General features: G+C 64.6%; 23 protein-coding genes. 17 read left to right on the forward strand and 6 right to left on the reverse strand.

Annotated features, from left to right (window positions below; translation table 11 throughout):
* Nucleotides 1-3: 3 nt before the first annotated feature.
* Nucleotides 4-1,080 (reverse strand): AraC family transcriptional regulator, encoded by a 1,077-nt coding sequence (locus tag AAIL67_RS03130; protein ID WP_059439714.1) that lies wholly within the window; start codon nucleotides 1,078-1,080, stop codon nucleotides 4-6.
* A gap of 135 nt (nucleotides 1,081-1,215) precedes the next feature.
* Between AAIL67_RS03130 and AAIL67_RS03135 the strand changes: the two genes are divergently transcribed.
* Nucleotides 1,216-2,979, forward strand: coding sequence for an AMP-binding protein (locus AAIL67_RS03135; protein WP_063662039.1), 1,764 nt, complete (start codon nucleotides 1,216-1,218; stop codon nucleotides 2,977-2,979).
* Nucleotides 2,980-3,083: 104 nt separating this feature from the next.
* Here AAIL67_RS03135 and AAIL67_RS03140 read toward each other — a convergent pair whose 3' ends face one another.
* Entirely contained in the window at nucleotides 3,084-4,814 is a 1,731-nt protein-coding gene (locus AAIL67_RS03140) for a Na+/H+ antiporter (RefSeq protein ID WP_063662036.1), read from the reverse strand.
* 224 nt (nucleotides 4,815-5,038) lie between these two features.
* Here AAIL67_RS03140 and AAIL67_RS03145 point away from each other — a divergent pair, with 224 nt between their 5' ends.
* From AAIL67_RS03145 to AAIL67_RS03200, 12 genes are all read left to right on the forward strand, one after another.
* The gene (locus AAIL67_RS03145) at nucleotides 5,039-6,646 is read left to right on the forward strand and encodes a carboxyl transferase domain-containing protein (protein WP_034357113.1); all 1,608 of its coding nucleotides are present in this window, start codon (nucleotides 5,039-5,041) and stop codon (nucleotides 6,644-6,646) included.
* 20 nt (nucleotides 6,647-6,666) lie between these two features.
* Nucleotides 6,667-7,605 carry a CocE/NonD family hydrolase gene (locus tag AAIL67_RS03150; RefSeq protein WP_063662034.1) on the forward strand — a complete coding sequence of 313 codons (939 nt, stop codon included), beginning with the start codon at nucleotides 6,667-6,669 and terminating at the stop codon, nucleotides 7,603-7,605.
* Nucleotides 7,602-8,384: an enoyl-CoA hydratase/isomerase family protein gene (locus tag AAIL67_RS03155; protein WP_034357118.1), complete on the forward strand. Its 783-nt coding sequence runs from the start codon at nucleotides 7,602-7,604 to the stop codon at nucleotides 8,382-8,384. The genes AAIL67_RS03150 and AAIL67_RS03155 overlap by 4 nt, the downstream gene beginning before the upstream one ends.
* 61 nt (nucleotides 8,385-8,445) lie before the next feature.
* Entirely contained in the window at nucleotides 8,446-9,198 is a 753-nt protein-coding gene (locus AAIL67_RS03160; protein WP_059439718.1) for a DUF4126 domain-containing protein, read from the forward strand.
* Nucleotides 9,199-9,256: 58 nt separating this feature from the next.
* On the forward strand, nucleotides 9,257-11,293 hold the full coding sequence (locus AAIL67_RS03165) for an acetyl/propionyl/methylcrotonyl-CoA carboxylase subunit alpha (protein ID WP_063662031.1): 2,037 nt from the start codon (nucleotides 9,257-9,259) through the stop codon (nucleotides 11,291-11,293).
* A 178-nt stretch (nucleotides 11,294-11,471) separates the two neighbouring features.
* Nucleotides 11,472-12,395 (forward strand): glyoxylate/hydroxypyruvate reductase A, encoded by a 924-nt coding sequence (locus tag AAIL67_RS03170; RefSeq protein WP_343483385.1) that lies wholly within the window; start codon nucleotides 11,472-11,474, stop codon nucleotides 12,393-12,395.
* Nucleotides 12,396-12,411: 16 nt separating this feature from the next.
* Complete coding sequence (locus tag AAIL67_RS03175) at nucleotides 12,412-13,320, forward strand: hydroxymethylglutaryl-CoA lyase (RefSeq protein WP_343483386.1); 909 nt, start codon at nucleotides 12,412-12,414, stop codon at nucleotides 13,318-13,320.
* A 47-nt stretch (nucleotides 13,321-13,367) separates the two neighbouring features.
* The gene (locus AAIL67_RS03180; protein WP_233425101.1) at nucleotides 13,368-13,910 is read left to right on the forward strand and encodes a DUF2799 domain-containing protein; all 543 of its coding nucleotides are present in this window, start codon (nucleotides 13,368-13,370) and stop codon (nucleotides 13,908-13,910) included.
* Nucleotides 13,911-13,956: 46 nt separating this feature from the next.
* Entirely contained in the window at nucleotides 13,957-14,454 is a 498-nt protein-coding gene (locus tag AAIL67_RS03185; RefSeq protein ID WP_003061666.1) for a YbaK/EbsC family protein, read from the forward strand.
* Nucleotides 14,451-14,741, forward strand: a complete 291-nt coding sequence (locus tag AAIL67_RS03190; RefSeq protein WP_343483387.1) for a DUF1289 domain-containing protein — start codon at nucleotides 14,451-14,453, stop codon at nucleotides 14,739-14,741. Before AAIL67_RS03185 ends, AAIL67_RS03190 begins: the two co-directional genes overlap by 4 nt.
* A 22-nt stretch (nucleotides 14,742-14,763) precedes the next feature.
* Entirely contained in the window at nucleotides 14,764-15,399 is a 636-nt protein-coding gene (locus tag AAIL67_RS03195; RefSeq protein WP_343483388.1) for a 2-hydroxychromene-2-carboxylate isomerase, read from the forward strand.
* Nucleotides 15,400-15,545: 146 nt separating this feature from the next.
* Nucleotides 15,546-16,319, forward strand: coding sequence for an SDR family oxidoreductase (locus AAIL67_RS03200; RefSeq protein WP_034379202.1), 774 nt, complete (start codon nucleotides 15,546-15,548; stop codon nucleotides 16,317-16,319).
* A gap of 168 nt (nucleotides 16,320-16,487) precedes the next feature.
* Here AAIL67_RS03200 and AAIL67_RS03205 read toward each other — a convergent pair whose 3' ends face one another.
* Nucleotides 16,488-17,246, reverse strand: coding sequence for an IclR family transcriptional regulator (locus AAIL67_RS03205; protein ID WP_034391792.1), 759 nt, complete (start codon nucleotides 17,244-17,246; stop codon nucleotides 16,488-16,490).
* Nucleotides 17,247-17,378: 132 nt separating this feature from the next.
* Between AAIL67_RS03205 and AAIL67_RS03210 the strand changes: the two genes are divergently transcribed.
* From AAIL67_RS03210 to AAIL67_RS03220, 3 genes are all read left to right on the forward strand, one after another.
* A complete protein-coding gene (locus AAIL67_RS03210; protein ID WP_343483389.1) occupies nucleotides 17,379-18,371 on the forward strand; it encodes a tripartite tricarboxylate transporter substrate binding protein in 993 nt (330 codons plus the stop codon).
* Between the two features lie 180 nt (nucleotides 18,372-18,551).
* Nucleotides 18,552-19,238: a methyltransferase gene (locus AAIL67_RS03215; RefSeq protein ID WP_059439724.1), complete on the forward strand. Its 687-nt coding sequence runs from the start codon at nucleotides 18,552-18,554 to the stop codon at nucleotides 19,236-19,238.
* Complete coding sequence (locus AAIL67_RS03220; protein WP_034391796.1) at nucleotides 19,235-20,158, forward strand: NAD(P)-dependent oxidoreductase; 924 nt, start codon at nucleotides 19,235-19,237, stop codon at nucleotides 20,156-20,158. The genes AAIL67_RS03215 and AAIL67_RS03220 overlap by 4 nt, the downstream gene beginning before the upstream one ends.
* Before the next feature lie 238 nt (nucleotides 20,159-20,396).
* Here AAIL67_RS03220 and AAIL67_RS03225 read toward each other — a convergent pair whose 3' ends face one another.
* Nucleotides 20,397-21,515, reverse strand: coding sequence for an NADH:flavin oxidoreductase/NADH oxidase (locus tag AAIL67_RS03225; RefSeq protein WP_229227973.1), 1,119 nt, complete (start codon nucleotides 21,513-21,515; stop codon nucleotides 20,397-20,399).
* 355 nt (nucleotides 21,516-21,870) lie between these two features.
* On the opposite strand from AAIL67_RS03225, the gene AAIL67_RS03230 reads away from it, so the two are divergent.
* Complete coding sequence (locus tag AAIL67_RS03230; RefSeq protein ID WP_343483390.1) at nucleotides 21,871-22,791, forward strand: LysR family transcriptional regulator; 921 nt, start codon at nucleotides 21,871-21,873, stop codon at nucleotides 22,789-22,791.
* A gap of 92 nt (nucleotides 22,792-22,883) precedes the next feature.
* On the opposite strand, the gene AAIL67_RS03235 is transcribed toward AAIL67_RS03230, so the two are convergent.
* Entirely contained in the window at nucleotides 22,884-24,617 is a 1,734-nt protein-coding gene (locus AAIL67_RS03235; RefSeq protein WP_034379215.1) for a cation acetate symporter, read from the reverse strand.
* Nucleotides 24,614-24,922, reverse strand: coding sequence for a DUF485 domain-containing protein (locus AAIL67_RS03240; RefSeq protein ID WP_003061686.1), 309 nt, complete (start codon nucleotides 24,920-24,922; stop codon nucleotides 24,614-24,616). Before AAIL67_RS03240 ends, AAIL67_RS03235 begins: the two co-directional genes overlap by 4 nt.
* Nucleotides 24,923-25,183 lie beyond the last annotated feature (261 nt).

The raw sequence follows: 25,183 nt of genomic DNA on the forward strand, positions 1-25,183 counted from the left end.
GCGTCAGGCGGCGCGCTGGCCGGCGGTTTTGCGGAATTCCGAAGGGGAGAGCCCTGTCCAGAGGCGAAAGGCGCGGATAAAGCTTTTGTCGTTGAGAAAGCCGCAGGCCTGGGCCACGCGCTTGATGGGGCGGCTGGTGCGCAGCAGCAGCGCAATCGCGCGTTCACGCCGGATATCGTCCTTGAGGGCCTGCAGCGAAATACCTTCTTCCTTGAGCTGGCGGTGCAGGCTGCGCTGCGACAGATGCAGCTGGCGGGACAGCGTTTCAGCCGTCTGCTGTTCCTCCCCGCTGGCGGCCAGCAGATGGCGCACGCGCTGCACCAGAGTCTTCTCGCGTTGGTAGGGGCGCACCTGGATCGGCAAGGCACGCTGCAGCATCCGGTTGAGGGCGGCCTCGTCGCGCGCCAGCGGTGCCTGCAGCCAGCGTGCTTCAAACTGCAGACTGGCGACGGGGGCATCAAAAGCGATGCTGCCCGGTGCGAAAAGCACCTTGTAGACATCGGCATGCGCGGGCTCGGCAAACGGAAAGCTGGCATGCAGCAGGCTGATCGGTTCGTTGATCAACCAGCTGGCAAAGCCGTGGATATTGCGCAGCACCGATACCATGCAGAACTCGCGCATGGCGCCCAGTGGACGGCTTTCATGCAGGGTAAGGGTGGCAATGCCGGCCTGCTCGCTGAGCTGCAGCTGTATGTCCTGCGCAATCAGGCCGTGATGTCGGCACCAGCGCGCCAGCGCCAGGCCCAATTGCGGTGCGCTGATGCTGGCGCGGGCCAGCATGCCGTAGCTGCCCCAGGGCAGGCGACGCTCGAACCAGCCCAAGGCTTCATCGTCCAGCTCGCGCATGGCTGCATCGGATAGTGCCTCCATCTGCAGGGCCGTGATGCGCTCGTTGGCATCGTTAATCAGATCTGGCGGGATTTGTGCCTTTTCCAGAGCTCCTAGCGCTGACATCTGCCTGGCTTCATAAGCGCTGACAATGGCTTTGACAAACGCCATGGGGGTAATTGCCGGGTGCGATTTGAGCACGGAGCTGGCATGGTGCGGTAGTGGAGTCTTGACCAGAGAGGGGGTGAGCATTTGGCAATTATTGCAACCTTTGTGACCTCTTCTGGACAGGGCTTGCCCTTATTCTGAGGCGCAGAAAACGGTGCTGAATGGACGCTGCGCAGCCAGTTCGCAGGTGGCTGCCGGCACGCAAGGAGACACAAGACCATGCCATCGCAAGTGAACGCGCTGACCGCCAGCTATGCCAAGGGGCGCACGGATGTGCCGCTGATCGAGCAGACGATTGGCGATTTTTTTGCTGCAATGGCACAGCGCCAGGGCCCGCGTGACGCGCTGGTCAGCCGTCATCAGGGTCTGCGCTACAGCTATGCCCAGCTGCATGTGGCAGCGCGCCAGCTGGCCAGCGCGCTGCTGTCGCAAGGGCTGGTCAAAGGTGACCGGGTGGGTATCTGGAGCCATAACAACGCCGAGTGGGTGCTGATGCAGCTGGCCACGGCTCAGGTGGGCCTGGTGCTGGTCAATATCAACCCTGCCTATCGCACCGCCGAAGTCGAATATGCACTCAACAAGGTGGGTTGCAAGGCGCTGGTGTCCATGCCGCGCTTCAAGACCAGCGACTATCTGGGCATGCTGCGCGAGCTGGCGCCCGAGCTGACGAGCTGCGCGCCAGGTCAGTTGCAATCCAAACGCCTGCCGGCCTTGCGCACCGTGGTGTGGATTGATGCTACCGGCCCAGGTGCGGCCGGCTCAGGTGCGGCCGGCCCAGGTGCGGTGGATCTGGACGCCGAACAGCCCGGCATGCTGCGTTTTTCGCAGCTGATGGCGCAAGGAACCAGTGCGGATGAGCGCATTGATGCGATTGCGGCCACGCTCAGCAACCGCGACCCCATCAATATCCAGTTCACGAGCGGCACCACGGGCTTCCCCAAGGGGGCGACGCTGACACACCGCAACATCCTCAACAACGGCTTTTTCATTGGCGAATGCATGCGCCTCACGCCCGAGGACCGACTGTGCATTCCCGTGCCGCTGTATCACTGTTTCGGCATGGTGCTGGGCAATCTGGCCTGCTTCACCCATGGCTCGACCATTGTCTATCCCAATGATGGCTTTGACCCCATCACCGTGCTGGAGGCAGTGCAGGCCGAGAAATGCACGGGTCTGCACGGCGTGCCCACCATGTTCATCGCCGAGCTCGACCATCCGCGCTTTGCCGAGTTCGATCTGTCCACGCTGCGCACCGGCATCATGGCCGGCTCGCCCTGTCCCATCGAGGTGATGAAGCGTGTGGTGCGCGACATGCATCTGAGCGAAATCACCATCGCCTACGGCATGACCGAAACCAGTCCCGTGAGCTGCCAGAGCGATGCCGACACGCCGCTGGAAAAGCGCGTTGCCACCGTGGGCAAGGTGCAGCCGCATCTGGAGGTGAAGATCGTGGACCCGTCCACGGGCGAGATCATGCCGCCCGGCCTGTCGGGCGAGCTGTGCACGCGTGGCTATTCCGTCATGCACGGCTACTGGGAAGACGAGGCCCGAACCCGCGAGGCCATCGATGCCGAGCAGTGGATGCACACCGGCGATCTGGCGACCATGGATGCCGAAGGCTATGTGAATATCGTGGGCCGCATCAAAGACATGGTGATCCGTGGCGGCGAGAACATCTATCCGCGTGAGATCGAGGAATTCCTCTATCGCCATCCCAAGGTGCAGGATGTGCAGGTGGTGGGCGTGCCCGATGTGCGCTATGGCGAGGAGCTCTGTGCCTGGATCATTGTCAAGCCCGGTCTTGAGCTCGGCGAGGATGAGGTGCGCGACTTCTGCAAGGGGCAGATTGCGCACTACAAGGTGCCGCGCTATATCCGCTTTGTCCAGGCCTTCCCGATGACGGTGACGGGCAAGATCCAGAAGTTCAAGATTCGCGACGAGATGATCGAGTTGCTGGATCTGCGCGTGATCAAGACGGCCTGAATATGCGCTACCCCCTGAGCTGCTTCGCACCTTCCCTGCACCGGGTGCCCCCCAAGGGGGACGACGCCCGTGCCGCGAGGCGGCTCTTGCTGGGCGTCTCTGAATTAGTGGTTGGCGTGCGTGCTGGTCATGGGCAGACCGGCGGCGCGGCGGGCGACCGCGAGGCGCTTGCGCATGGCGATTTCCTGCATGTCCAGCTCGCTGACCAGGCTGCGCAGCGATTCGTCGTTGATGCGATGGGCCTGTCTTTCGGCGTAGTAAAAGTCCCGCTCGGCATGAATGCACTCGATGCGGGTTTCGATCTCCATCACATAGCGCAGCTTGCGCTGGCGCACGACTTCGGGTGCTTCGCGCAGCAGCTCTATGCTTTGCGCGGCGCCGCTGCCGTCGTCGAGCAACTGGATGCGGTTACGGTATTCCTGGGTCAGGTGGCCGTTGACCTCCTGGCGCATCGCCACCCATTCGGGGTCGCGGTGCTGCATTTCCTCCTCGCTCAGCGTGAGCTTGGCCATGGCCGCCATGCAGGCCTGTTCACGGGCCAGGCGCTCCTCGCGCACGGTGGGCGACTCTTCGTGCGGGGGCAGATGGCGCAGCACGATGGGCAGGCCCACGGCACCGATCACCAGTGTGAACAAAATGGTGCCGGTGGCGAGAAAGACCAGTATGTCGCGGCCCGGGAAGGGCTGGCCGTTGTTCAGCAGCATGGGCACGGACAGCGCACCGGCCAGCGTGACCGCGCCGCGAATGCCGGCCAGCGTGGTGGCCAGATTCAGCAGTGGCGAGGGACGCTCGGACATCTTGCCCTGCCGGTGGGCGCGCAGCAGCGAGCCATGCACACCCAGCACCAGCCAGATCCAGCGCATCAGCAGCAGCGCAAACGAAATCGCGGCCACATAGCCGACCAGAATCCACCAGTCATGGCCAGCCTGATGCAGCGGCACGCCGATGATGGATGGCAGCTGCAGGCCCAGCAGCAGGAAGATGGCTCCGTTGAAGGCAGCTTCCACCATGCTCCAGGTGCCTTCGGTCTGCAGGCGTTCGCTGATGTAGCTGCTGCGTTCCAGGTCGGCGAAATTGGTGGCGATGCCGGCGGCCACGGCAGCCAGAATGCCGGAGACACCGATTTTTTCGCCCACGATATAGGCGGCAAAAGGCAGCAGAACCAGCAGCAACACCATCTGCGTGGCAGCGACATCGCCCAGGCGGCGTGTGATGGTGCCGCGCGCATGGCTGAAGCCCCAGCCTATCAGCGCTCCCACACCCAGGCCGCCGACGGCCATCCAGGTGAATTCCTTGGCGACTTCGCCCCAGGAGAACATGCCGGTCAGCGTGGCTGCAATCGCAAATTTCAGCGCCACCAGGCCCGATGCGTCGTTGAGCAGCGACTCGCCCTCCAGCACATGCATGGTCTTCTCGGGCATGCCCAGATTGCGCGTGATGGCCGAAACGGCCACGGCATCGGTGGGCGAGATCACGGCGGCCAGGGCAAAGGCCACGGTCAGCGGAATCTCGGGAATCATCCAGTGGACGAGATAGCCCAGGCCCAGTACGGTGAACAGCACCAGGCCCAGGGCCAGCAGCAAGATCGGCTTGGCCAGTGCAAAGAATTCACGCTTGGGGATGCGCCAGCCGTCGGCGAACAGCAGCGGCGGAATGAAGAGCAACAGGAACAGCTCGGGGTCGAATGCGATGTGCAGGCCGGCTTGCGGCCAGGCAATCAGCGCACCCAGCGCGATCTGAATCAGAGGCAGGGGAATGGCCCGGATATAGCGGGCCACAATGCCTGTCAGCGCTCCCAGCAGCAAGACAAGCAGAACAGTTTCAACAGCGTGCATGAGGCATTTTCTTCAACTGCCGTGGCAGCGCTGTGTCTGAGCAAGAAAAAAACCAAGTTCTCACATCAGTTATCAAGCGGCAAAGTACGAGCCGTAACCCCTGAAACAGGCGTGTGCCAAGCTCGGGACGGCCAGCAAGGGCCGCCCCGCAGCGAGGTCGTCGCCCCCCTCGGGGGGAAGCGGCGCAGCCGCTCAGGGGGCAATCATTTTTTAAGAGGCAAGCGATGAGCATTCTGGGCACACAACTGAATCCGCGTTCGGCAGATTTCCTGGCCAACGCCGCAGCCATGCAGGCGCTGGTCAATGAGCTGCATGCACGCTGCGATCAGAACGCGCTGGGCGGCAATGAAGCCGCGCGCGCCAAGCATGTGGCGCGCGGCAAGCTGCTGCCGCGCGAGCGCGTGCAGCGGCTGCTGGACCCCGGCACGCCGTTTCTGGAGCTGTCGCCGCTGGCCGCGCTCAATATGTACAACAACGATGCACCGGGCGCCGGCGTGATTGTCGGCGTGGGTCGCGTCAGCGGCGTGGACTGCATGATCGTCTGCAACGATGCCACCGTGAAGGGCGGAACCTACTACCCGATGACGGTGAAAAAGCATCTGCGCGCGCAGGAAGTGGCCGCGCAGAACCGTCTGCCCTGCATCTATCTGGTGGACTCGGGCGGTGCCAACCTGCCCAATCAGGACGAGGTCTTCCCCGACCGCGAGCATTTCGGCCGCATCTTCTACAACCAGGCCAATATGAGCGCGCAGGGCATCGCCCAGATCGCCGTGGTCATGGGTTCGTGCACCGCAGGCGGCGCCTATGTGCCGGCCATGAGCGACGAGTCCATCATCGTCAAGAACCAGGGCACCATCTTTCTGGGCGGCCCTCCTCTGGTCAAGGCGGCCACCGGCGAGGTGGTCAGTGCCGAGGACCTGGGCGGCGGCGATGTGCACACACGCCTGTCGGGTGTGGCCGACCATCTGGCCGAGAACGATCTGCATGCACTGGCGCTGGCACGCCAGGCAGTGGCAAACCTGAACAAGGACAAGCCCCAGTCGCAGACCGACCATACGCCAGCGGCGCCGCTGTTCGAGAGCGAAGAGCTGTATGGCGTGATTCCCGTCGATACGCGCAAGCCCTTCGATGTGCGCGAGATCATCGCCCGCATCGTGGACGGCAGCCAGTTCGACGAGTTCAAGGCCCGCTTCGGCAATACCCTGGTCTGCGGCTTTGCGCGCATCGAGGGCATGCAGGTCGGCATCATCGCCAACAACGGCATTCTGTTTTCCGAGTCGGCCGTCAAGGGTGCACACTTCATCGAGCTGTGCTGCCAGCGCAAGGTGCCACTGGTGTTCCTGCAGAACATCACGGGCTTTATGGTCGGCCGCAAATACGAGAACGAAGGCATTGCCCGCCACGGCGCCAAGCTGGTCACGGCCGTGGCCACGGCAGCGGTGCCCAAGTTCACCATCATCATCGGTGGCAGCTTTGGCGCGGGCAATTACGGCATGTGCGGCCGCGCCTATTCGCCCCGCTTCCTCTGGATGTGGCCCAACGCGCGCATCAGCGTCATGGGCGGCGAGCAGGCGGCCAGCGTGCTGGCCACCGTCAAGCGCGACGGTATCGAAGCCAAGGGCGGCAACTGGAGTGCCGAAGAAGAGGAGCGCTTCAAGGCGCCCATCCGCCAGCAGTATGAAGACCAGGGACATCCCTATTACGCCACGGCGCGTCTCTGGGACGACGGCGTGATCGATCCCGCCGACACGCGCCGCGTGCTGGCGCTGGGCCTGGCTGCCGCGCGTAATGCGCCGATTGAAGACACGCGCTTCGGCGTATTCCGCATGTAAGCGGGCAGAGGCTGCCAGTCATGTCGCGTCGCCATTTCCTCAACTGCTTGCTGCCAGTCCTGCTGTCGGCTGCGTTGGCCATGCCCATGGTTGGTGCTGCCGAGCCAGCGGTGCAGCGCATGGATGCGCGCATTCCGGTCTGGGTGCCAGCAAGCGGCGATTCGCCTGCGCACAGCGCCGAGTTGGCAGGCCATGTCTATCGTCCGCAAGGGCAGGGTCCTTGGGGGCTGATCGTGCTTAGCCACGGAACACCCAGCGGCCAGGAGGCGCGCGACGCCATGACCGATCGCTACGGCCCGCAGGCGCGCGCTCTGGCCGAGCTGGGCTATGTGGTGGTGACGGGCTTGCGCCGCGGCTATGGCGCATCGGATGGCCCTCTGGCCGACCGCTACGGCAGCTGCGATGACCCCGACTACGTCCATGCGGCCCAGGAGGCAGCGCGCGATGTGGCGGCCATCATGACTTACGGGCAAAAGCTGCCCTATGTCGATGGCTCGCATGTGCTGCTGCTGGGAAAGTCCGCCGGCGGCTTTGCGTCGCTGGCGCTGGCGGCGCAGCAGCCCGCGGGCTTGCGCGGCGTCGTCAACTTTGCCGGTGGCCGCGGTTCGCAGCCGCAGATGCGTGAAAAAGCCGCGGTTTGCGGCGAGGCACAACTGCTCAAGACCGTGGCCGGCTTTGCCGCCACCAGCCGTGTGCCACAGCTGTGGATTTATGCCGAGAACGATAGCTACTTTCGCCCGCCGCTGGTGCGCAAGATGGCTGAAAGCTATCTGGCCGCAGGCCAGAACCTGAAACTGGTGTTTGCTCCATCCAGTGGCGCTGAGGGACACCAGTTCTTTGACCGTGCAGCCAATATCGGGCAATGGTTGCCGCAGGTCCGTGAATTCCTGATGCAGCAGCTGCCGGGTACGGCGGCTGCGCAACTGCAAAGCTCTAACTCACTGGGAGACAAGCCATGACTGCTTTGACTTTGACCGTGGACGGCGGCATCGCCCGCGTCACGCTGGCTCAGCCCGCCATTCGCAACGCCTTCAGCGATGCGGCGATTGCCGAGATCACCGCCGCCTTCATTCAGGTCGGCGAGCGTGCCGATGTGCGCGCCGTGGTGCTGGCCGCCGAAGGACCCGCATTCTGCGCGGGCGCGGACCTGAACTGGATGCGCCGCATGGCCGATTACTCGCGCGACGAAAACCGCGTCGATGCGGGCTTGCTGGCCGAGATGCTGCGCGTCATTTACGAATGCCCCAAACCCACGATTGCGCGTGTGCAGGGCGATGTCTATGCGGGCGGCATGGGCCTGGTGGCCTGCTGCGATATGGCGGTGGCGGCCGACACGGCGGGCTTTTGCCTCAGCGAGGTCAAGATCGGCCTGATTCCCGCCACCATCAGCCCCTATGTGATCCGCGCCATGGGTGCCAGGGCTGCGCACCGCTACTTTCTCACGGGCGAGCGCTTTTCGGCGCAGGAGGCGCATCGCATCGGTTATGTGCATGAGGTGGTCGATGCCGACGGGCTGGATGCCGTGGTCGACGGCTGGCTCAAGCATTTGCTGAGCGCCGGCCCCGCAGCTGTTCGGGCCTGCAAGCGCCTGGTGCTGGACATGGCCGAGCGCGAGATCAGCGAGCAGCTGATTGCGGCGACAGTGGAATCGATTGCCACCATCCGCGCCAGCAGCGAAGGCAAGGAAGGCGTGCAGGCCTTTCTCAACAAGCGCAAACCCAACTGGCTGCCTGGATGAGATGACAAACCTTGTGTCCGGGGCGCTTTAGAGTCAGGGCGAGACATAGGGAATGAACACCATGGATATCTGGCAAACCATCATCGACTGGCTGCACCGCATCGGCCTGCATATCGACCCCGAAACGGCCAGGGCCGTGGGCGATGCTGCCGGCCAGGTCACAGATGTGGCTGCCAGGGCCGGGCAAGCCGTGGGGCAGATGGACATGGCGTCCATGCTTGCGCTGGCCGCGGCTCTGGGCTGGGCCAGCGGCTTTCGCCTCTATGCCGTGGTGTTTGTCGTGGGCCTGCTGGGGGCAAGTGGTCTGATGCCGCTGCCCGGCGGTCTGCATGTGCTGCAGCATCCCATGGTGCTGGTCATCAGCGGCGGTCTGCTGTTCGTGGAGTTCTTTGCCGACAAGATTCCCGTGGTCGACTCGGTCTGGGACCTGTTCCAGAGCGTGCTGCGCATTCCCGCCGGGGCAGCGCTGGCGGCCTCGGTCTTTGCTGCCGACAGCACCACCATGGCCATGGCTGCCGCCTTGATGGGCGGAACGCTGGCCGCGACCAGCCAGGCGGCAAAGACCACGACGCGTGCCCTCATCAACACCTCGCCCGAACCGTTCTCCAACGTGGGAGCCAGTCTGGCTGAAGACACGGTGTCGCTGGGCGCCATCTGGCTGGCGCTGACCAATCCGCTGGTGTTTGCCGCCGTGCTGCTGGTCGTGGTGATTGCGATGTGGCTGGTGATCTGGGCGCTTTGGCGCTTTCTCAAGGCGATTTTTCGACGCCTGCGCGGCAGTGGTGAGGCGCAGGATCCATTGCAAAAAACATAGCTGCTTGCGTTTGATGGATATGCGCTGAGTGGTGATTTGACCGATAACCGGAGACGATATGTTCAAGAAAATTCTGATTGCGAATAGAGGTGAAATCGCCTGCCGCGTAGCCGCCACCGCCCGTCGCATGGGTGTGAAGACCGTGGCTGTGTATTCGGATGCCGATGCCAGGGCCAAGCATGTCGCGGCCTGCGACGAGGCCGTGCACATCGGCGGCAGCGCCCCCAAGGACAGCTATCTGCGCTGGGAGCGCATTCTGGAGGCGGCCCAGGCCACGGGTGCCGAAGCCATTCACCCCGGCTATGGCTTTCTCTCCGAGAACGAAGACTTTGCCAATGCCTGCGCGGCGGCCGGTCTGGTCTTCATCGGCCCGCCCGCCAGCGCGATCCGCGCCATGGGTCTCAAGGCCGAGTCCAAGCAGCTGATGGAAAAAGCCGGCGTGCCGCTGGTGCCCGGCTATCACGGTCACGACCAGAATCCCGAGCTGCTGCAGCAAGAGGCCGACCGCATCGGCTATCCCGTGCTCATCAAGGCCAGCGCGGGCGGCGGCGGCAAGGGCATGCGTCTGGTGGAAAAGAGCGAGGACTTTGCGGCTTCGCTGGAGTCCTGCAAGCGCGAGGCCATCAACAGCTTCGGCAACGATGCCGTGCTGATCGAGAAATACGTGCTGCGTCCGCGCCATATTGAGATTCAGGTGTTTGGTGACACGCAAGGCAACTGCGTCTATCTGTTCGAGCGAGACTGCTCGGTGCAGCGCCGTCACCAGAAGGTGCTTGAGGAAGCGCCGGCGCCGGGCATGACTGCCGCGCTGCGCCAGAAGATGGGCGAGGCTGCCGTGGCCGCCGCCAAGGCCGTGAACTATGTGGGCGCGGGCACGGTGGAGTTCATCGTCGAGCAGCCCGGTGGCTACGACCAGCCCGAAGCCATGAAGTTCTACTTCATGGAAATGAACACCCGGCTGCAGGTGGAGCACCCCGTGACCGAAGCCATCACCGGCGAGGACCTGGTGCGGTGGCAACTGCTGGTGGCTTCAGGACAGCCTTTGCCCAAGGCGCAGTCGGAGCTTCGTATCCAGGGGCATGCCATCGAGGCACGCATCTGCGCCGAGAACCCCGAAAACAACTTCCTGCCTGCCACCGGCCATCTGGCCGTCTATCGCAAGCCCGTGTGCAGCAGCTTCGAGATCAGCGATGTGCGAGTGGACGACGGCGTGCGCGAGGGCGATGCGATCAGCCCCTTCTACGACTCCATGATCGCCAAGCTCATCGTCCATGGCGAGGACCGTGCTCAGGCGCTGGCGCGTCTGGACGCGGCGCTGGCCCAGACCCATATCGTGGGCCTGACGACCAATGTGCAGTTTCTGCGCCAGGTGGTGAAGAGCCAGGCTTTCTCCAATGCCCTGCTCGATACCGCGCTGATCGAGCGTGAGCGCGAGGCCTTGTTCGGCAAGGATTTCGTGGGCCGCGACCTGGCCGTCGCCGCCGCCATGGCCTGGCAGCTGCAGGGCGAGCAGGCCGCGCAAGGTGCAGACCCCTTCAGCCGCCGCGACGGCTGGCGCATGTCGGGCCGCTATGTGCGCTCCTTCGGCTTTGCCTACCGCGGCGAGGACTTCACGGCCGGCCTGGCCTATGGCCGCGGCATGCAGGCGGCGCAGACCTATCAGCTCGGCATTGGCGAGGGCGAAGGCCGCAGCGATGCCGCGCTGCAGTGGCGCGCACTGGCCGACGGGCGGCTGGAGCTGGGCCTGGACGGCAAGCGCACGGTGGTCGTGGTCCATGCCCAGGGTGACCAGCTGTCCATCTTCACCGAGGCGGGCAGCACCCAGATCACCGTGGTCGATCAGCTGGCCCATGCCGGCGATACCGGCCATGAAGGCGGCCGCCTGACGGCGCCCATGCCGGGCAAGGTGGTGTCTTTCACGGTCAAGGCCGGCGACAAGGTCAGCAAGGGCCAGCCGCTGGCCGTGATGGAGGCCATGAAGATGGAGCACACGATTGCCGCTCCCGGCGATGGCGTGGTGCTGGAGCTGCTGTATGTTCCCGGCGACCAGGTCAGCGAAGGCGCGGAGCTGCTGCGCATCGAGGTGGCCGCCTGATCCGGCCAGGGTTGAACTGTTTAACAAAAAGAGCAGCTTGCGCTGGACTATCCATGAATTCAGTCACTTTCGACGATGAAATCAAGACAGGTAAAGCGCAAGAAGCTTCTTTTTTGATAGCGGTCCATTGGCCATCTGCGTCTGCAGCAGGAATGCCAAAGCGTTAGGCTTCGCATCTATGAAAGTCTTATTTTGCTGTGACGATACGCGGCCGGAGCCCTGGCTCAAAGGTTTGCACGACGCGCTGCCGGGCGCGGAGATTGCCATCTGGGAGCCGGGCGCGCCCCAGGCCGACTATGCACTGGTCTGGGCGCCGCCCCAGCAGTTCCTCGACGAGCAGGCGGCCGGACTGAAGGCCATGTTCAACATCGGCGCGGGCGTGGATGCCTTGCTGCCGCTGCGCATTCCCGCCGAGCTGCCCGTCTACCGCCTCGAAGATGCGGGCATGGCCGTGCAGATGGCCGAGTATGTGGCCCAGGCCGTGATCCGCTTCTTTCGCGGCCTCGATCAGTACGAGTCCGATATGGCGCAAGGCCTGTGGCAGCACCAGCGCAACCCCAGGCGGGTGGACTATCCCGTGGGCGTGATGGGCCTGGGCAAGATGGGCGAGCGCGTGGCCAGGGCGCTGACGGTGTTCGATTTCAAGGTCAATGGCTGGAGCCGCTCGCCGCGCGAGCTGCAGGGCGTTGAATGCTTCAGCGGCATGGACAGCCTGGACCGGTTTCTGTCCGAGACGCGCATTCTGGTCAATCTGCTGCCCCTGCACGACGAGACCCGCGACATCATCAACGCCCGAACGCTGGCGCTGCTGCAGCCCGGTGCCTATGTGATCAATGTGGGGCGCGGCGGCCATGTGGTCGATGCCGACCTGATTGCGCAGATCGAGTCCGGCCATGTCAGCGGCGCCATGCTGGATGTGTTCCGTGAGGAGCCGCTGCCCGAGAATCACCCGTTCTGGAAGCAATCCAGAATCATCCTCACCCCCCATACCTCGGCCCGCACGCTGGCGGCGGACAGCATTGCCCAGATCGTGGGCAAGGTCGCAGCCATGAGCCGGGGCGAGCCCGTCACAGGTCGGGTCGATCTGAGCAAGGGCTATTGATAGCAAGGAGACAAGAATGAAGTACCCCGCACGCGTCAAGATCATCGATGTGGGCCCGCGCGACGGCCTGCAGAACGAAAAGCAGCCTGTGCCTGCCGGCGTCAAGATCGAGCTGGTGCAGCGCCTGCAGGACGCAGGTCTCAAGGAGATCGAGGTCACCAGCTATGTGTCGCCCAAATGGGTGCCGCAAATGGCGGACAACGCCGAAGTCATGGCTGGCATAGCGCGCCGAGGCGGGGTGCGGTATTCGGTGCTCACGCCGAATCTCAAGGGCTTCGAGGCCGCGCTGGCCGGCAAGCCCGACGAGATCGTGGTGTTCGGTGCGGCCAGCGAGGCCTTCAGCCAGCGCAACATCAACTGCTCGATTGCCGAGAGCATCGAGCGCTTTGCGCCTGTGGTGCAGGCGGCCCTGGAGGCCGGCATTGCCGTGCGCGGCGCCATGAGCTGCACCGTGGGCTGCCCCTACGAGGGCGAGATCGCGCCCGAGAAGGTGGGCTATCTGGCCGGGCTCATGAAGAACATCGGCGTGCAGCGCGTGGATGTGGCCGACACCATCGGCGTGGGCACGCCCGTCAAGGTGCAAAAAGCGCTGGAAGCCACGCTGGCGCACTTCGATCTCGACCAGGTGTCCGGCCATTTCCACGATACCTATGGCCAGGCCCTGAGCAACACGCTGGCGGCGCTGGACCTGGGGGTCTGGAACTTCCAGTCATCGGTCGCTGGCCTTGGCGGCTGTCCCTATGCCAAGGGCGCCACGGGCAATGTGGCCACCGAAGACGTGATCTATCTGCTGCAGGGCATGGGCATAGAGACCGGCATCGACCTCGACAAGCTGATCGATGCGGGCCAGTTCATCAGCGAGCATCTGGGCCGCCCCACGCAGTCGCGCGTGGCCAAGGCCTTGCTGACCAAGCGCGCGGGCTGAGTCTCGGCTCGGCCCGGGCAGGCATGGGCGTTGTTACCATCGCCGCCATGCAAGCAAGATCACGTTTTTCGCTGGCCCTGTGTCTGGCGGCAGCTGCCCTGCTGGGTGGTTGTGCCGGCATGGATGCCCAGGAGTGCAGGGACACGGACTGGGCCTATCTGGGCCAGCTCGATGCCATGGACGGCAGGCTGGACCTGTCAACCCGCGCCAGACGGCATTTCAAGGCCTGCAAGGACCAGGGCGTGCAGATGGATGCACGGGCCTATCAGCAGGGCTGGCTGCGCGGCCTGCAGGATTTCTGCACCCCGGAAAGCGGCAAGGCCTATGCGGAAGCCGGCAGAAAGTTTCAGCCGGGCTATTGCCCGGCACCGCTGGAGGCGGCGTTTCTGCAAGGCTATGCGCCGGCGCGCGACCGCTATCAGGACAGACAGTCGGTGCTTGAGCTGGAGCGCCGCATCGAGGCCAAGAAAAAAGAGCTGCGCGAGGCGCGTGACGCCAAGAACAGTGCCGGACATATCGCCTATGTCCAGAAAGACCTGCGTGATTTGCAGCTGGAGCTGGTGCAGCTCAGGCTCAAGCTGGCACAGTAGGGGCCGTGGCGCTGCCGGATGGCGGCGCGATTTTCAGGAAAACATCATGTGTGGGTCAGAACTTCATGCGCTGCCGGAAGGCGTGCAGCGCGTCAGCCGCTTTTTGCAGGATGCCGGTCATCCGCATGCGCCGCAGATGCTGGACGGTGCGGCGCGTACCGCCCAGGAGGCCGCCGATCAGCTCAGCATTCTGGTCGGGCAGGTGGCCAAGAGCATCATCTTCAAGCGCAGGAGCGATGGCGCGGCCGTGCTGGTCGTGGCCTCGGGCGACAGGCGTGTCGATGAAAAGAAAGTGACGCAGCTGGTGGGCAAGGTCGGCCGCGCCGATGCGGATTTCGTCAAGTCCAGCACGGGTTTCTCGATTGGCGGCGTCAGCCCCGTGGCTCATGCCACCAAGGTCGTCACCTTGATGGATGCCGAATTGCAGCGTTTCGAGACGGTGTGGGCCGCAGCAGGCCATCCTCACGGCGTGTTTCCCGCATCGCCCGCGCAGCTGCAGGCGCTGACCGCAGCCCCCTGGTCGGACGTGGTGGAGCAGGCATGAGCACGGAACTTCTTCAGGAGCAGCAGGCACAGCAGGCCCAGCAACTGGCACAACTTGCCGCCAAGGCCGAGGTGGCCCTGGTCTGGGCAGAGGCCGACCAGCCCGTGGCTTCGCCCTGCATCAACGTCTGTCGCATGACGGTGGACCGCAGCCATTGCCAGGGCTGCTTCAGAACCATTGACGAGATTCGCGCCTGGTCGAAGGGCGATACCGAGCTGCGTCTGCAGATCTGGGGCCAACTGCTGCAGCGCGCCGGCCTCGAGGACCCGCGCAAAGCCGAGATCTGATCACTCTTTGAGGAGAGCCGACATGAAGCACATCACCTGTTATCTGGACTTTGTGTCGCCCTATGCATGGCTGGCGCTGGAGCAAATGCCCAAGGCGCTGCAAGGGCTCAGCTATCACGTTGATTACCGCCCGGTGCTGCTGGGTGCCTTGCTGCAAGGCAATGCCAACCCCGGACCGGCCGGCATTCCTGCCAAGCGCACCTGGACCTACCGCCATGTCACATGGCTTGGCCGGTCGCTGGGCATACCTCTGCAGATGCCGGCCCGGCATCCGTTCAAGCCGCTGCCGCTGCTGCGCCTGGCGCTGGCACATGGGCGTGACGGCAGCATCAACCGCTTTGTGGCGCAGGCCGTGATGCAGCATGTCTGGCAGGGCGGACATGAGGCCAATGATGCGCAGCGCCTGCAGCAACTGCGCGCGCAGTTGAAGGAGCAACTGCGCCAGGAAGAGGACAGTGCCGAGGTCAAACAATGGCTGCGCAGCAATACCGAACAGGCGCAGCAGGCCGGCGTATTCGGCGTGCCGGCATGGGTGGTGGACGAGCATGTTTTCTGGGGCCTTGATGCCTTGCCCATGCTGCAGGCCTATCTGCGTGGCGACGAGTGGTTTGCGCAGCAGTGGGAGACTACAGCCGGCATATCCTGGGGACTGGAATAGGGCTGCAGGTGTGGGGCCGGAGCCGGGATCGACACGCAGGACGGTGCTTTCTCTTTGGCATCGGCCATGGCGCCTAGGCGACGCCGGGCGTGGCGGGCCTTGCATAAGCTGGTGCGGTTTTCAAGACCATCAAGGAGACCCGCACCATGGATACCCAGCAGATGTTTTCGCTCAAGGGCCGCACGGCTCTTGTCACCGGTGGTTCGCGCGGTATCGGCCGCATGATCGCCGAAGGCTTTGTGCGCCAGGGCGCGCGCGTGTACATCTCGGCGCGCAAGGCCGAGGCCTGCGACCAGACGGCGCGCGAGCTGTCGGAGCTGGGCCACTGCGTTTCGCTGCCTGCCGACGTGTCCACCATGGACGGCGTGAAGTCGCTGGTCGATGCCTATGCGGCGCACGAAGATCAGCTGGGCATCCTAGTCAACAACGCGGGCGCGGCCTGGGGCGCGCCCTATGACGAATTTCCCGAAAGCGGCTGGGACAAGGTCGTGGACCTGAACATGAAGTCGCCCTTCTTCCTGACCCAGGCGCTCACGCCCATGCTGCGCAAGTCGGCCGCGGGCGCGCAGTTGGCCAAGGTCATCAACATCGCCTCCATCGACGGCGTCTCGGTCAACTCCTGGGAGACCTACTCCTACGCGGCCAGCAAGGCCGGCCTGATCCACCTGACCAAGCGCATGGCCCTGCGCCTGGCGCCCGAGCGCATCGTGGTCAGCGCCATCGCGCCCGGCCCGTTCGCCTCGGAGATGAACAAGAACGCGCGCGACCATGCGGACGAGGCCGCGGGGCGCGTGCCCCTGGGCCGCATCGGCGAGCCCGAGGATATGGCCGGCGCCGCCATCTTCCTGGCCTCGCGCGCCGGCGACTATGTGGTGGGCTCCACCCTGGTCGTGGATGGCGGCTGCGCCTGGGCGCGCTGAGCTCGCTCGAGCGCAGCCATTGCATAAAAAGATAGCTTCTACCGCTTGATGGACAAGTAGCTCAGATACAAAAGTATCTGAATTTCAATTCCAGAAAGCGAGAAAAGCTATTGTTTTTGAATCATCACTCCGACAAAAATAGATCCTTTCGAGGCCGCTCCCCTGCGCTCAGGGATGCCACTGCGTGGCGCGCACGGGGCTGGCGGCCGGTGTGGCGGAATTGCCTGCCAGCGCATAGGACAGCTTGTTGGCTGCGGCGATCACGGTCCGGGCCAGGGCTTCGAGCCTGGCCTCGGGCAGGCGCGATGCGGGGCCTGAGATGCAGACCGATCCCATGAGCCGCCAGTGCATGCCGAACACCGGCGCCGAGACCGTCGCCACACCTTGCTCGCGCTCGCCGATGGAGCAGTGGTAGCCCTTTTGGCGGATCTGCTCGTAGATCTCGCCGGGCTCGCCCGAGAACGCCAGGATGACGCGGCCCGGCGAGCCTTTGTCCAGTGGCAACCCCTCGCCCATGCGCGCATGGTGGCGCAGGGCCTGCGGCCCTTCCACGCGTACCAGGCAGGTACGCACATGGCCCTCGCGCACGTAGAAGGCGGCGCTCTCGCCGCTGAGTTGGGTGAGCTCGCGCAGCGCGGGCTCCAGCACGTTCTGCACATCGAAGCCGGCCTGGTAGCGCGCGCCCAGCCAGCCCGAGGAAGGGCCCAGCCGCCATTCCCCGTCCTCGCGCTGCACCATGTAGCCCGACTGGGCCAGCGTGCGCGCCAGCCGCAGCACCGTGGTCTTGTGCAGGCCGCAGCGCCGGCTGAGTTCGGCCAGCGAAAGATGGGATTCGCCCAGCGCAAAGGCCTCGAGCAGCTGCAGTGCGCGGGTGACGGCGATGACGCCGTCGCCGGACTTCTGTGCGGATTGGGTGGGGTTGCTCATGGTGCAATGCGTTTCATTCTGCGAAACAGCATTGTATGGGTTGAAACGTTTGCCTACAGTCGCCTCCAGCGGTCGGGGATTCCGGCCGCACGCATCAGAACACGCTTCAAAGCGACCAACAGGAGACAACAGATGAACTTTCGCCCGCTTTCGCGCGCCCTGCATGCCGCCGTGCTCGGCTTCGTGGCTGTAGTCACTCCCTTCGACAGCGCGCTGGCGCAGCCGGCCTATCCGGCCAAGCCGATCCGCCTGATCGTGCCGTTCCCGCCTGGCGGCGGCACGGACATGATTGCGCGCACCGTGGCCCAGAAGATGGCCGAGCAGAACAAGTGGAGCGTGGTGGTGGACAACCGCCCCGGCGCGGGCGGCAACCTGGGCGTGGATGCCGCAGCCAAGGCCGCGCCCGATGGCTACACCCTGGTCATGGGCCAGACCAGCAATCTCGCCATCAACCCCTGGCTCTACGCCAAGCTGCCCTACGACCCGATCAAGAGCCTGGCGCCCGTGGCCCTGGTGTCCTCGGCGCCCATCGTCATGGCCGCTCCCGCCAACACGCCCTACAAGACCTTTGCCGATCTGGTGACGGCGGCCAAGGCCAGGCCCGACGGCATCACCCTGGGCTATTCGGGGAACGGCACAGTGGCCCATCTGGCGGGCGAGCAGGCCCAGAAGATCTCGGGCATGAGCCTGCGCCATGTGCCCTACAAGGGAGCAGGCCAGGCCATGACGGACCTGGTGGGCGGACAGATCGACCTGTACATGTCCGCCATTCCCACGCTGCTTGGCCAGGTGCGCAACGGCAAGCTGCGGCCCATTGTCGTGACCTCGCTGGCGCGCTCCAGCCAGTTGCCCGACACGCCCACGCTGGCCGAGCTCGGCTACAAGGACTTCGAGGCCAGCTCCTGGTACGGCGTGCTGGCGCCTGCGGGCACGCCCGAGGCCATCGTGCAGCAGCTCAACAAGGCCATCAACCTGGCCCTGAAGCAGGCCGATGTGGTCGAGAAGCTGCGCTCCGAGGGCGGCGACGTGCTGGGCGGCACGCCCCAGGCCTTCGCCCAGCTGCTGCGCACCGAGGTGCCGCGCTGGGGCCGCATCGTCAAGGACTCGGGCGCCAGCCTGGACTGAGGCCGATCAGGCCAACGTGCCATCGCGCCGACAAAGCGCCCACCGAGCACACCTGCCGCGCCATGCCTGGTGCACATGCCTGGCATGTGCCCTTGCGGGCAGGACGCGGTGTGCCCTGCCACTCCTGCTCCTTCTTCACTTTCACCTCTGCAACCGGACCGAACCGCGGACCTAACCATCATGAGCCAACTTCCAGAAATCATCCGTGACTTCGAGCGCGTCAGCGCCGAGGTCGTCCAGAAGGCCTCGGGCTTTCAGGCCGCCATCCTGGCCGACGTGGCCGGCCGCCGCGGCACCATGAACGCACGCGTGGCACCCGTGCACCAGGACATGAAGCTCGCCGGCCCGGCCTTCACCGTCGAGGTGCGCCCCGGAGACAACCTGATGATCCACGCCGCCATCGCCCTGGCCAAGCCCGGCGATATCCTGGTCATCGACGGCAAGGGAGACCAGACTGCGGCCCTGATGGGTACGCTGATGCTCAGCGCCTGCAAGAAGAAAGGCCTTGGCGGCGTGATCGTGGATGGCGCGATCCGCGACAAGCTGGAGCTGCTGGAGCTGGGCTTTGCGGTGTTCAGCGCCGGCTTCAATCCTGCAGGTCCGACCAAGTTCGTGCCCGGTCGCATCAATCACCCCATCTCCTGCGGCGGTGCGATGGTGAACCCGGGCGACCTGGTGGTGGGCGACGCCGACGGCGTGGTCGTGATCGAGCGCGCCAAGGCGCCCGCCATGCTGGCGCTGGCCGACAGGAAAGTGGCCGACGAGGCCGCGCGCATCGAGGCCATCGCCCGCGGCGACACGGCCTCGAAGTGGCTGCCCGCCGCGCTGCGCGCGGCCGGCGTGCTCAAGGAAGGAGAGACGCTGTGAGCACCATCATCGTCACGGGCGCCGACCTGGCGCAGCAGGCACTGGATCTGCTGCAAGGCCACGACATAGTCTACGCGGGCAGGACGCCCACCGAGCAAGACCTGGTGGCCCTGTGCCGCCGGCATGATCCCGTCGCCATCATCGTGCGCTACGGCAAGGTGGGGGCCGCAGTCATGGATGCCGGACCTTCGCTCAAGGTGATTTCCAAGCACGGCAGCGGCACGGACACCATAGACAAGGCCGAGGCCGCGCAGCGCGGCATCGAGGTCGTGGCGGCGGCCGGCGCCAACGCGGCGGCCGTGGCCGAACAGGCCCTGGCCCTGCTGCTGGCCTGCGCCAAGTCGGTGGTGCAGCTGGACTCGCGCATGCACTCCGGCCATTGGGACAAGGCCACGCACAAAAGCCTGGAACTGGCCGGGCGCACCGTGGGCCTGGTCGGCCTGGGTGCCATAGGCCTGCGCTTTGCGAAGATGGCCGATGCACTGGGCATGCGTGTGATCGGCTTCGATCCCTTTGCAGGCCAGCTGCCCGGCTACGTGCAGGCCGTGGAGCTGGATACGCTGTGGCGCGAAAGCGATGCGATCTCGCTGCACTGCCCGCTGACCGACGACAACCGCAACCTGCTCAACGCCGCAACTCTGGCGTGCTGCAGGCGCGGCGTGATTGTGGTCAACACCGCGCGCGGCGGTCTCATCGACGAGGCCGCGCTGCTGGCCGCCGTCCAGCAAGGCCAGGTCAGCGCCGCAGGCCTGGACAGCTTTGCCGTTGAGCCCATGGCGGCTGGCCACCCGTTCCTGCACCAGCCGGGTTTCATCCTCAGCCCGCACATCGGCGGCGTGACCTCGGATGCCTATGTGAACATGGGAGTGGGAGCGGCGCGCAACGTGCTGGCGGTGCTGGAGCGCGCCAGCGTCTCCTGAGCCGGCGCCTGCCTTGCAAGGCCGATGAGACTGGCTGTGGGCTTTGCTGCGGGCGGGCGAGGCATCGATGCGGTGCGCTTTTTCCCGCCCTTGCGCGCGGTGGCATCCAGTTCTGCGGTGCTGGTCGTGGGGCGGGCCGCCGGTGAAAACCTTCGCCGACTGCATGGCGCAGGAGCGCAGGCAGCCCGGCCTCCTTGCGGTCGATATCTTTGGCGCGTGAAGGGGCGACGGCCGGCTCTCAGGCTGTGGCCTGCTTGGCGGCGCCGCGATAGCGTTCCAGCCAATGGGCATAGGGAGCGGGCAGCGTCCAGTCGGGACGGGCAACGCCCAGGCTTTGCGCCAGCTGGTAGGCGTAGTGCGGATTGGCCAGATGGGCGCGGCCGATCATCACCAGATCGACCTGGCCGTCGGCCACGATGCGCTCGGCAATCTGTGGATCATCCATGCCCCAACCTGAGGCCACGGGCAGGCCGGCGCTGCGGCTCACGCGCTGGGCGATGGGAGCGAGGAAGGCGGGCGTTCCCCAGGGAATCTTCACATCGGGAATCACGAAGTTGACGCTGACATTGAGCAGGTCCAGGCCGCGCTCGCGCATCTGGCGCGTCACGGCAATCGATTCCTCCAGGGTTTCTTCGTCGCGGCCGTCGTACTCGATGACGCCGAAACGCGCGGTCAGCGGCAGATGCTCGGGCCAGACCTCGCGCACCTTGGCCACGGTCTCCAGCAGAAAGCGGGCGCGGTTGCTGAAGCTGCCGCCATAGGCGTCGTCGCGCTGGTTGCTGTGGGGCGAGAAAAAGCTCTGGGCCAGATAGCCGTGGGCAAAGTGCAGCTCCAGCCATTCGAAGCCGGCCGCAAGCGCGCGGCGGGCCGCCGCTACAAAGTCGTCCTGCACGCGGGCGATGTCCGCAAGCGTCATGGCGCGAGGAACACGGGGCAGGCCGCCGCCAAAGGCGATTGCCGATGGCGCAATCGGCTGCCAGCCGCGGGCATCGCCTTCGGCAATATGGTCGTCGCCTTCCCAGGGATTGTTGGCGCTGGCCTTGCGTCCGGCATGGCCGATCTGGATGCCGGGCACGGCGCCTGCGGCTTTGATGCCGGCGGCAATGCGCGACATGCCGTCGATCTGGCCGTCATTCCACAGGCCGGTGCAGTCGGGCGAGATGCGGCCTTCGGGCGACACGCCCGTGGCTTCGACGATCACCAGCCCCGCGCCGCCGCGCGCCATGGAGGCGTAGTGGACCTGGTGCCAGTCATTGGTGAGACCGTCCACGGCGCTGTACTGGCACATCGGCGGAATGGCGATGCGGTTGCGCAGGGTCAGGCTTTTGAGTGTGAAAGGGGTAAAGAGTGCAGACATGCGAAGTATCGGTGGTGCGAATGGAATGAGCCAGCAGTCCTGCGGCAATGCAGGATGCAAAAGGTTTGATAGCGCCTGGCGCTTTTCATGGCCTGTTTTCAGCATGAAATCAAACTGAAATTCAATGAATGAAGGTGCTGACAGCTATCAAAAAATCAAGGGCATCAGGGCTCGGAAAGCGGCGGATACAGGCCCCGGGCAATGAGCTCGCTGGAGACGAAGTTTGCGGTGGTGCCCGTCATGTAGTCGGCGGGCCAGTGAATGCGGTGCATGCAGGGCTTCTGTCGAAGGGAATGGGGAAATGATGGGGGTTGTGGTGAAATAAATCCAATCGATATTTATGATTTGTGAAATCATGCCGACTGATATCAAGAGTCTGGACCTGAATCTGCTCAAAGCCCTGGATGCGCTGCTGGACGAGCGCAGCGTGACGCGCGCTGCCGAGCGTCTGGCGCTGACCCAGCCGGCGGTCAGCGGCATGCTGACGCGGCTGCGCGAGAGCTTCGACGATCCCTTGTTCGTGCGCACGCAGCGCGGCATAGCCCCCACGCTGCGCGCGCTGGCACTGGCAGGGCCGCTCAAGGAATTGCTGTGCAATGCCGAAGCGCTGTTGCGCCCCCAGGCCTTTGATCCGGCCACGGCGCATATGACGCTGCGCATTGCCGCCACGGATTACGCGCTGCAGGCGGTGGTGCTGCCGTTTCTGGCCGTGTTGCGCCAGCGCGCGCCCGGTCTGTGCGTGGCCGTGGTGCCGGCCCAGCATCTGCCGCTGCACGAGCGGCTGGAGCGCGGCGATATCGACCTGGCGCTGATCACGCCGGAGCGCACGGCTCCCGATCTGCATGCGCGCCGGCTGTTCGACGAACGCTATGTCTGCGTGATGCGCCAGGGCCATCCCGATGCGCGCCGGCGTGGCCTGTCACTGGAGCGCTTCTGCGCTCTGGATCATGCGCTGGTGTCCTATGACGGAGGCAGTTTTCATGGTGTGACGGACGAGGCGCTGGAGCGTCTGGGCCGCAAGCGGCGTGTGGCGCTGTCCGTGACCAGCTTTCTGGTGCTGCCCGAAATCCTGCGCAGCTGCGATCTGATTGCCGTCGTGCCCAGGCGGCTGGTCAAGCCCGACTCGGGGCTGGTGGTGCTGGAGCCGCCGCTGGAAATTCCGGGCTTTACCAAGACGGCCGCCTGGCATGCGCGCACCCATCGCTCTGCGGGGCACCAATGGTCACGGGAGCTGCTGTTCGAGCTGGCGCAGTCCGGCGGGCTGGACGTGGAATGAGCAAGGCCCGCAGAAACCGTGGAGGTCTCTGCGGGCCTAGGTGAGGGCAGATTCCTGCCGGGGCCTGGCATGGTGCCAAGCCATTCACATCATCAGTGGCCCGATGCGCCTGCGGCACCCAGACCGGTTTCCGAGCGCACTTGCTGCGCAGGGAACACGGCGCGCTCCTTGGCCGCCTGAGCGCTCTTGTCGAGCACGGAGAACAGCCACACGCCGAAGAAGCCGATTGCCATGGAGAACAGTGCGGGCGAGGCGTAGGGGAACCAGGCCGAGCCGGCGGGATGGCCCAGAGTCGCTTCCCACACCGAGGGCGAGACGATGGTCAGACCCACGGAGGAGACCAGGCCCATGAAGCCGCCGATGACGGCGCCCTTGGTGGTGCAGTTCTTCCACAGCACCGACAGCAGCAGCGGCGGGAAGTTGGCGGAAGCCGCCACGGCAAAGGCCAGCGAGACCATGAAGGCGATGTTCTGCTTCTCGAACACAATGCCCAGCAGCACGGCCACAAAGCCCAGGCACAGCGTGGTGATGCGCGAGACCTTGAGTTCGGAGGCGCTGTCGGCCTTGCCCTTCTTGATGACGGTGGCGTAGAGGTCGTGCGAGACGGCCGAGGCGCCGGACAGGGTCAGACCTGCGACCACGGCGAGAATCGTGGCAAAGGCCACGGCCGAGATGAAGCCGTAGAACACATCGCCGCCCACGGTCTTGGCCACCAGCACGGCCGCCATATTGGCCGTGCCTGCGCCGCCGTGGATCACGCCCTTGGCCGTGTCCGCCATTTCGGGGTTGGTGAGCACCAGGGTGATGGCGCCGAAGCCGATGATGAAGATCAGCACATAGAAGTAGCCGATCCAGGTCGTGGCCCAGAACACGCTCTTGCGTGCTTCCTTGGCGTCAGGCACGGTGAAGAAGCGCATCAGGATGTGGGGCAGGCCCAGCGTGCCGAACATCAGCGCCATGCCGAAGCTGATGGCGGAGATCGGGTCCTTGATGAAGCCGCCCGGTCCCATGATGGCCAGGCCGAGCTTTTCCGCAACGGATGGCTCTGCGCCGCCATTTGCGGCGATCTGGGTGCGCACCTTCACACCTTCGGCAAACAGTGCCTCGGGGCTGAAGCCGTACTTGGCCAGCACCATGAAGCCCATGAAGGTCACGCCGGCCAGCAGCAGGCAGGCCTTGATGATCTGCACCCAGGTGGTGGCCGTCATGCCGCCGAACAGCACATAGATCATCATCAGCGCGCCCACCAGTACCACCGCGATCCAGTAGTCCAGACCGAACAGCAGCTTGATGAGCTGGCCGGCGCCGACCATCTGGGCAATCAGATAGAAGGCCACCACGACCAGCGTGCCGCAGGAGGCAAAAATGCGGAACGGCGTCTGCGCAAAGCGGTAGCCGGCCACATCGGCAAAGGTGAAGCGGCCCAGATTGCGCAGGCGCTCGGCCAGCAGGAAGGTGAGCAGAGGCCAGCCGACCAGAAAGCCGATGGAGTAGATCAGGCCGTCATAGCCGCTGGCCATGACGGAGGCCGAGATGCCGAGGAAGGAGGCGGCGGACATATAGTCGCCCGCAATCGCCAGACCATTCTGAAAGCCGGTGATGCCGCCACCTGCGGTATAGAAATCGGAAGCCGACTTGGTGCGGCCCGCCGCCCATTTGGTGATCCACAGGGTTGCCACCACAAAGGCGGTGAACATGATGATGGCCGTCCAGTTGGTGGCCTGCTTGGCGGCGTTGCCGACGTCGCCGCCGGCGGCCAGCACGGGAGCTGTCGCGACCAGCGCCGCAGCGCCCGCCAGCCATTGGGAAGAGATGCGCTGCTTCATTGCTTGATGCCTTTGAGAATGTCGCGGGTGAGCTGATCAAACTCGTTGTTGGCGCGGCGCACATAGAGGCCGGTAATGATCACGGAAAAAATGATGACGCCCATGCCGATGGGAATGCCCAGCGTGGTCACTCCAGCGCCTATGGGCCGGGCCAGGAATTCCTTGTCGAATGCGATCAGCGCAACATAGCCGTAGTACACGATCAGCATCAGGACGGTCAGCGCCAGGCCGAGGCGATTGCGCTTGCGGCGCAGCTGCTGGTAGGCGGGGTTGCTTTGGATTGTCTCTATCACCGGGTCTCGCACAGCGTTGTCTCCTTTGAAGTTTTCCAGCCTGCCATCAGGTGCTCGGTGGCTTGCTTGCGATGCATTCTGAGAAGCCCGTCTGACCGTCTCCTTACTTACGATATCGGTGTTTGCCCCTGGTTTTTCACATCAAAAAAAAACCAATCCGGGTAAGTGCGGAGAGGGTCGGGTAATGCCCAGTCTTGAATTTTTGAGAAGCATTTTTTTGTAAGTTAGCGGTCAGTTGTCGCTTTGATATTGGGCAAACAGGTGAGTTGGCAG

This window comes from Comamonas sp. A7-5, from assembly GCF_039581385.1.
Lineage (GTDB): Bacteria > Pseudomonadota > Gammaproteobacteria > Burkholderiales > Burkholderiaceae_C > Comamonas > Comamonas thiooxydans.

Coding starts and splice junctions, on each gene's coding strand:
- AAIL67_RS03205 (WP_034391792.1), bottom strand. CDS start 17,246: ATGAGCAACCCCACCCAATCCGCACAGAAGTCCGGCGACGGCGTCATC.
- AAIL67_RS03150 (WP_063662034.1), top strand. CDS start 6,667: ATGTCGCGTCGCCATTTCCTCAACTGCTTGCTGCCAGTCCTGCTGTCG.
- AAIL67_RS03235 (WP_034379215.1), bottom strand. CDS start 24,617: ATGAAGCAGCGCATCTCTTCCCAATGGCTGGCGGGCGCTGCGGCGCTG.
- AAIL67_RS03165 (WP_063662031.1), top strand. CDS start 9,257: ATGTTCAAGAAAATTCTGATTGCGAATAGAGGTGAAATCGCCTGCCGC.
- AAIL67_RS03160 (WP_059439718.1), top strand. CDS start 8,446: ATGGATATCTGGCAAACCATCATCGACTGGCTGCACCGCATCGGCCTG.
- AAIL67_RS03175 (WP_343483386.1), top strand. CDS start 12,412: ATGAAGTACCCCGCACGCGTCAAGATCATCGATGTGGGCCCGCGCGAC.
- AAIL67_RS03140 (WP_063662036.1), bottom strand. CDS start 4,814: ATGCACGCTGTTGAAACTGTTCTGCTTGTCTTGCTGCTGGGAGCGCTG.
- AAIL67_RS03225 (WP_229227973.1), bottom strand. CDS start 21,515: ATGTCTGCACTCTTTACCCCTTTCACACTCAAAAGCCTGACCCTGCGC.
- AAIL67_RS03185 (WP_003061666.1), top strand. CDS start 13,957: ATGTGTGGGTCAGAACTTCATGCGCTGCCGGAAGGCGTGCAGCGCGTC.
- AAIL67_RS03230 (WP_343483390.1), top strand. CDS start 21,871: ATGCCGACTGATATCAAGAGTCTGGACCTGAATCTGCTCAAAGCCCTG.
- AAIL67_RS03210 (WP_343483389.1), top strand. CDS start 17,379: ATGAACTTTCGCCCGCTTTCGCGCGCCCTGCATGCCGCCGTGCTCGGC.
- AAIL67_RS03130 (WP_059439714.1), bottom strand. CDS start 1,080: ATGCTCACCCCCTCTCTGGTCAAGACTCCACTACCGCACCATGCCAGC.
- AAIL67_RS03180 (WP_233425101.1), top strand. CDS start 13,368: ATGCAAGCAAGATCACGTTTTTCGCTGGCCCTGTGTCTGGCGGCAGCT.
- AAIL67_RS03215 (WP_059439724.1), top strand. CDS start 18,552: ATGAGCCAACTTCCAGAAATCATCCGTGACTTCGAGCGCGTCAGCGCC.
- AAIL67_RS03145 (WP_034357113.1), top strand. CDS start 5,039: ATGAGCATTCTGGGCACACAACTGAATCCGCGTTCGGCAGATTTCCTG.
- AAIL67_RS03190 (WP_343483387.1), top strand. CDS start 14,451: ATGAGCACGGAACTTCTTCAGGAGCAGCAGGCACAGCAGGCCCAGCAA.
- AAIL67_RS03195 (WP_343483388.1), top strand. CDS start 14,764: ATGAAGCACATCACCTGTTATCTGGACTTTGTGTCGCCCTATGCATGG.
- AAIL67_RS03170 (WP_343483385.1), top strand. CDS start 11,472: ATGAAAGTCTTATTTTGCTGTGACGATACGCGGCCGGAGCCCTGGCTC.
- AAIL67_RS03155 (WP_034357118.1), top strand. CDS start 7,602: ATGACTGCTTTGACTTTGACCGTGGACGGCGGCATCGCCCGCGTCACG.
- AAIL67_RS03135 (WP_063662039.1), top strand. CDS start 1,216: ATGCCATCGCAAGTGAACGCGCTGACCGCCAGCTATGCCAAGGGGCGC.
- AAIL67_RS03200 (WP_034379202.1), top strand. CDS start 15,546: ATGGATACCCAGCAGATGTTTTCGCTCAAGGGCCGCACGGCTCTTGTC.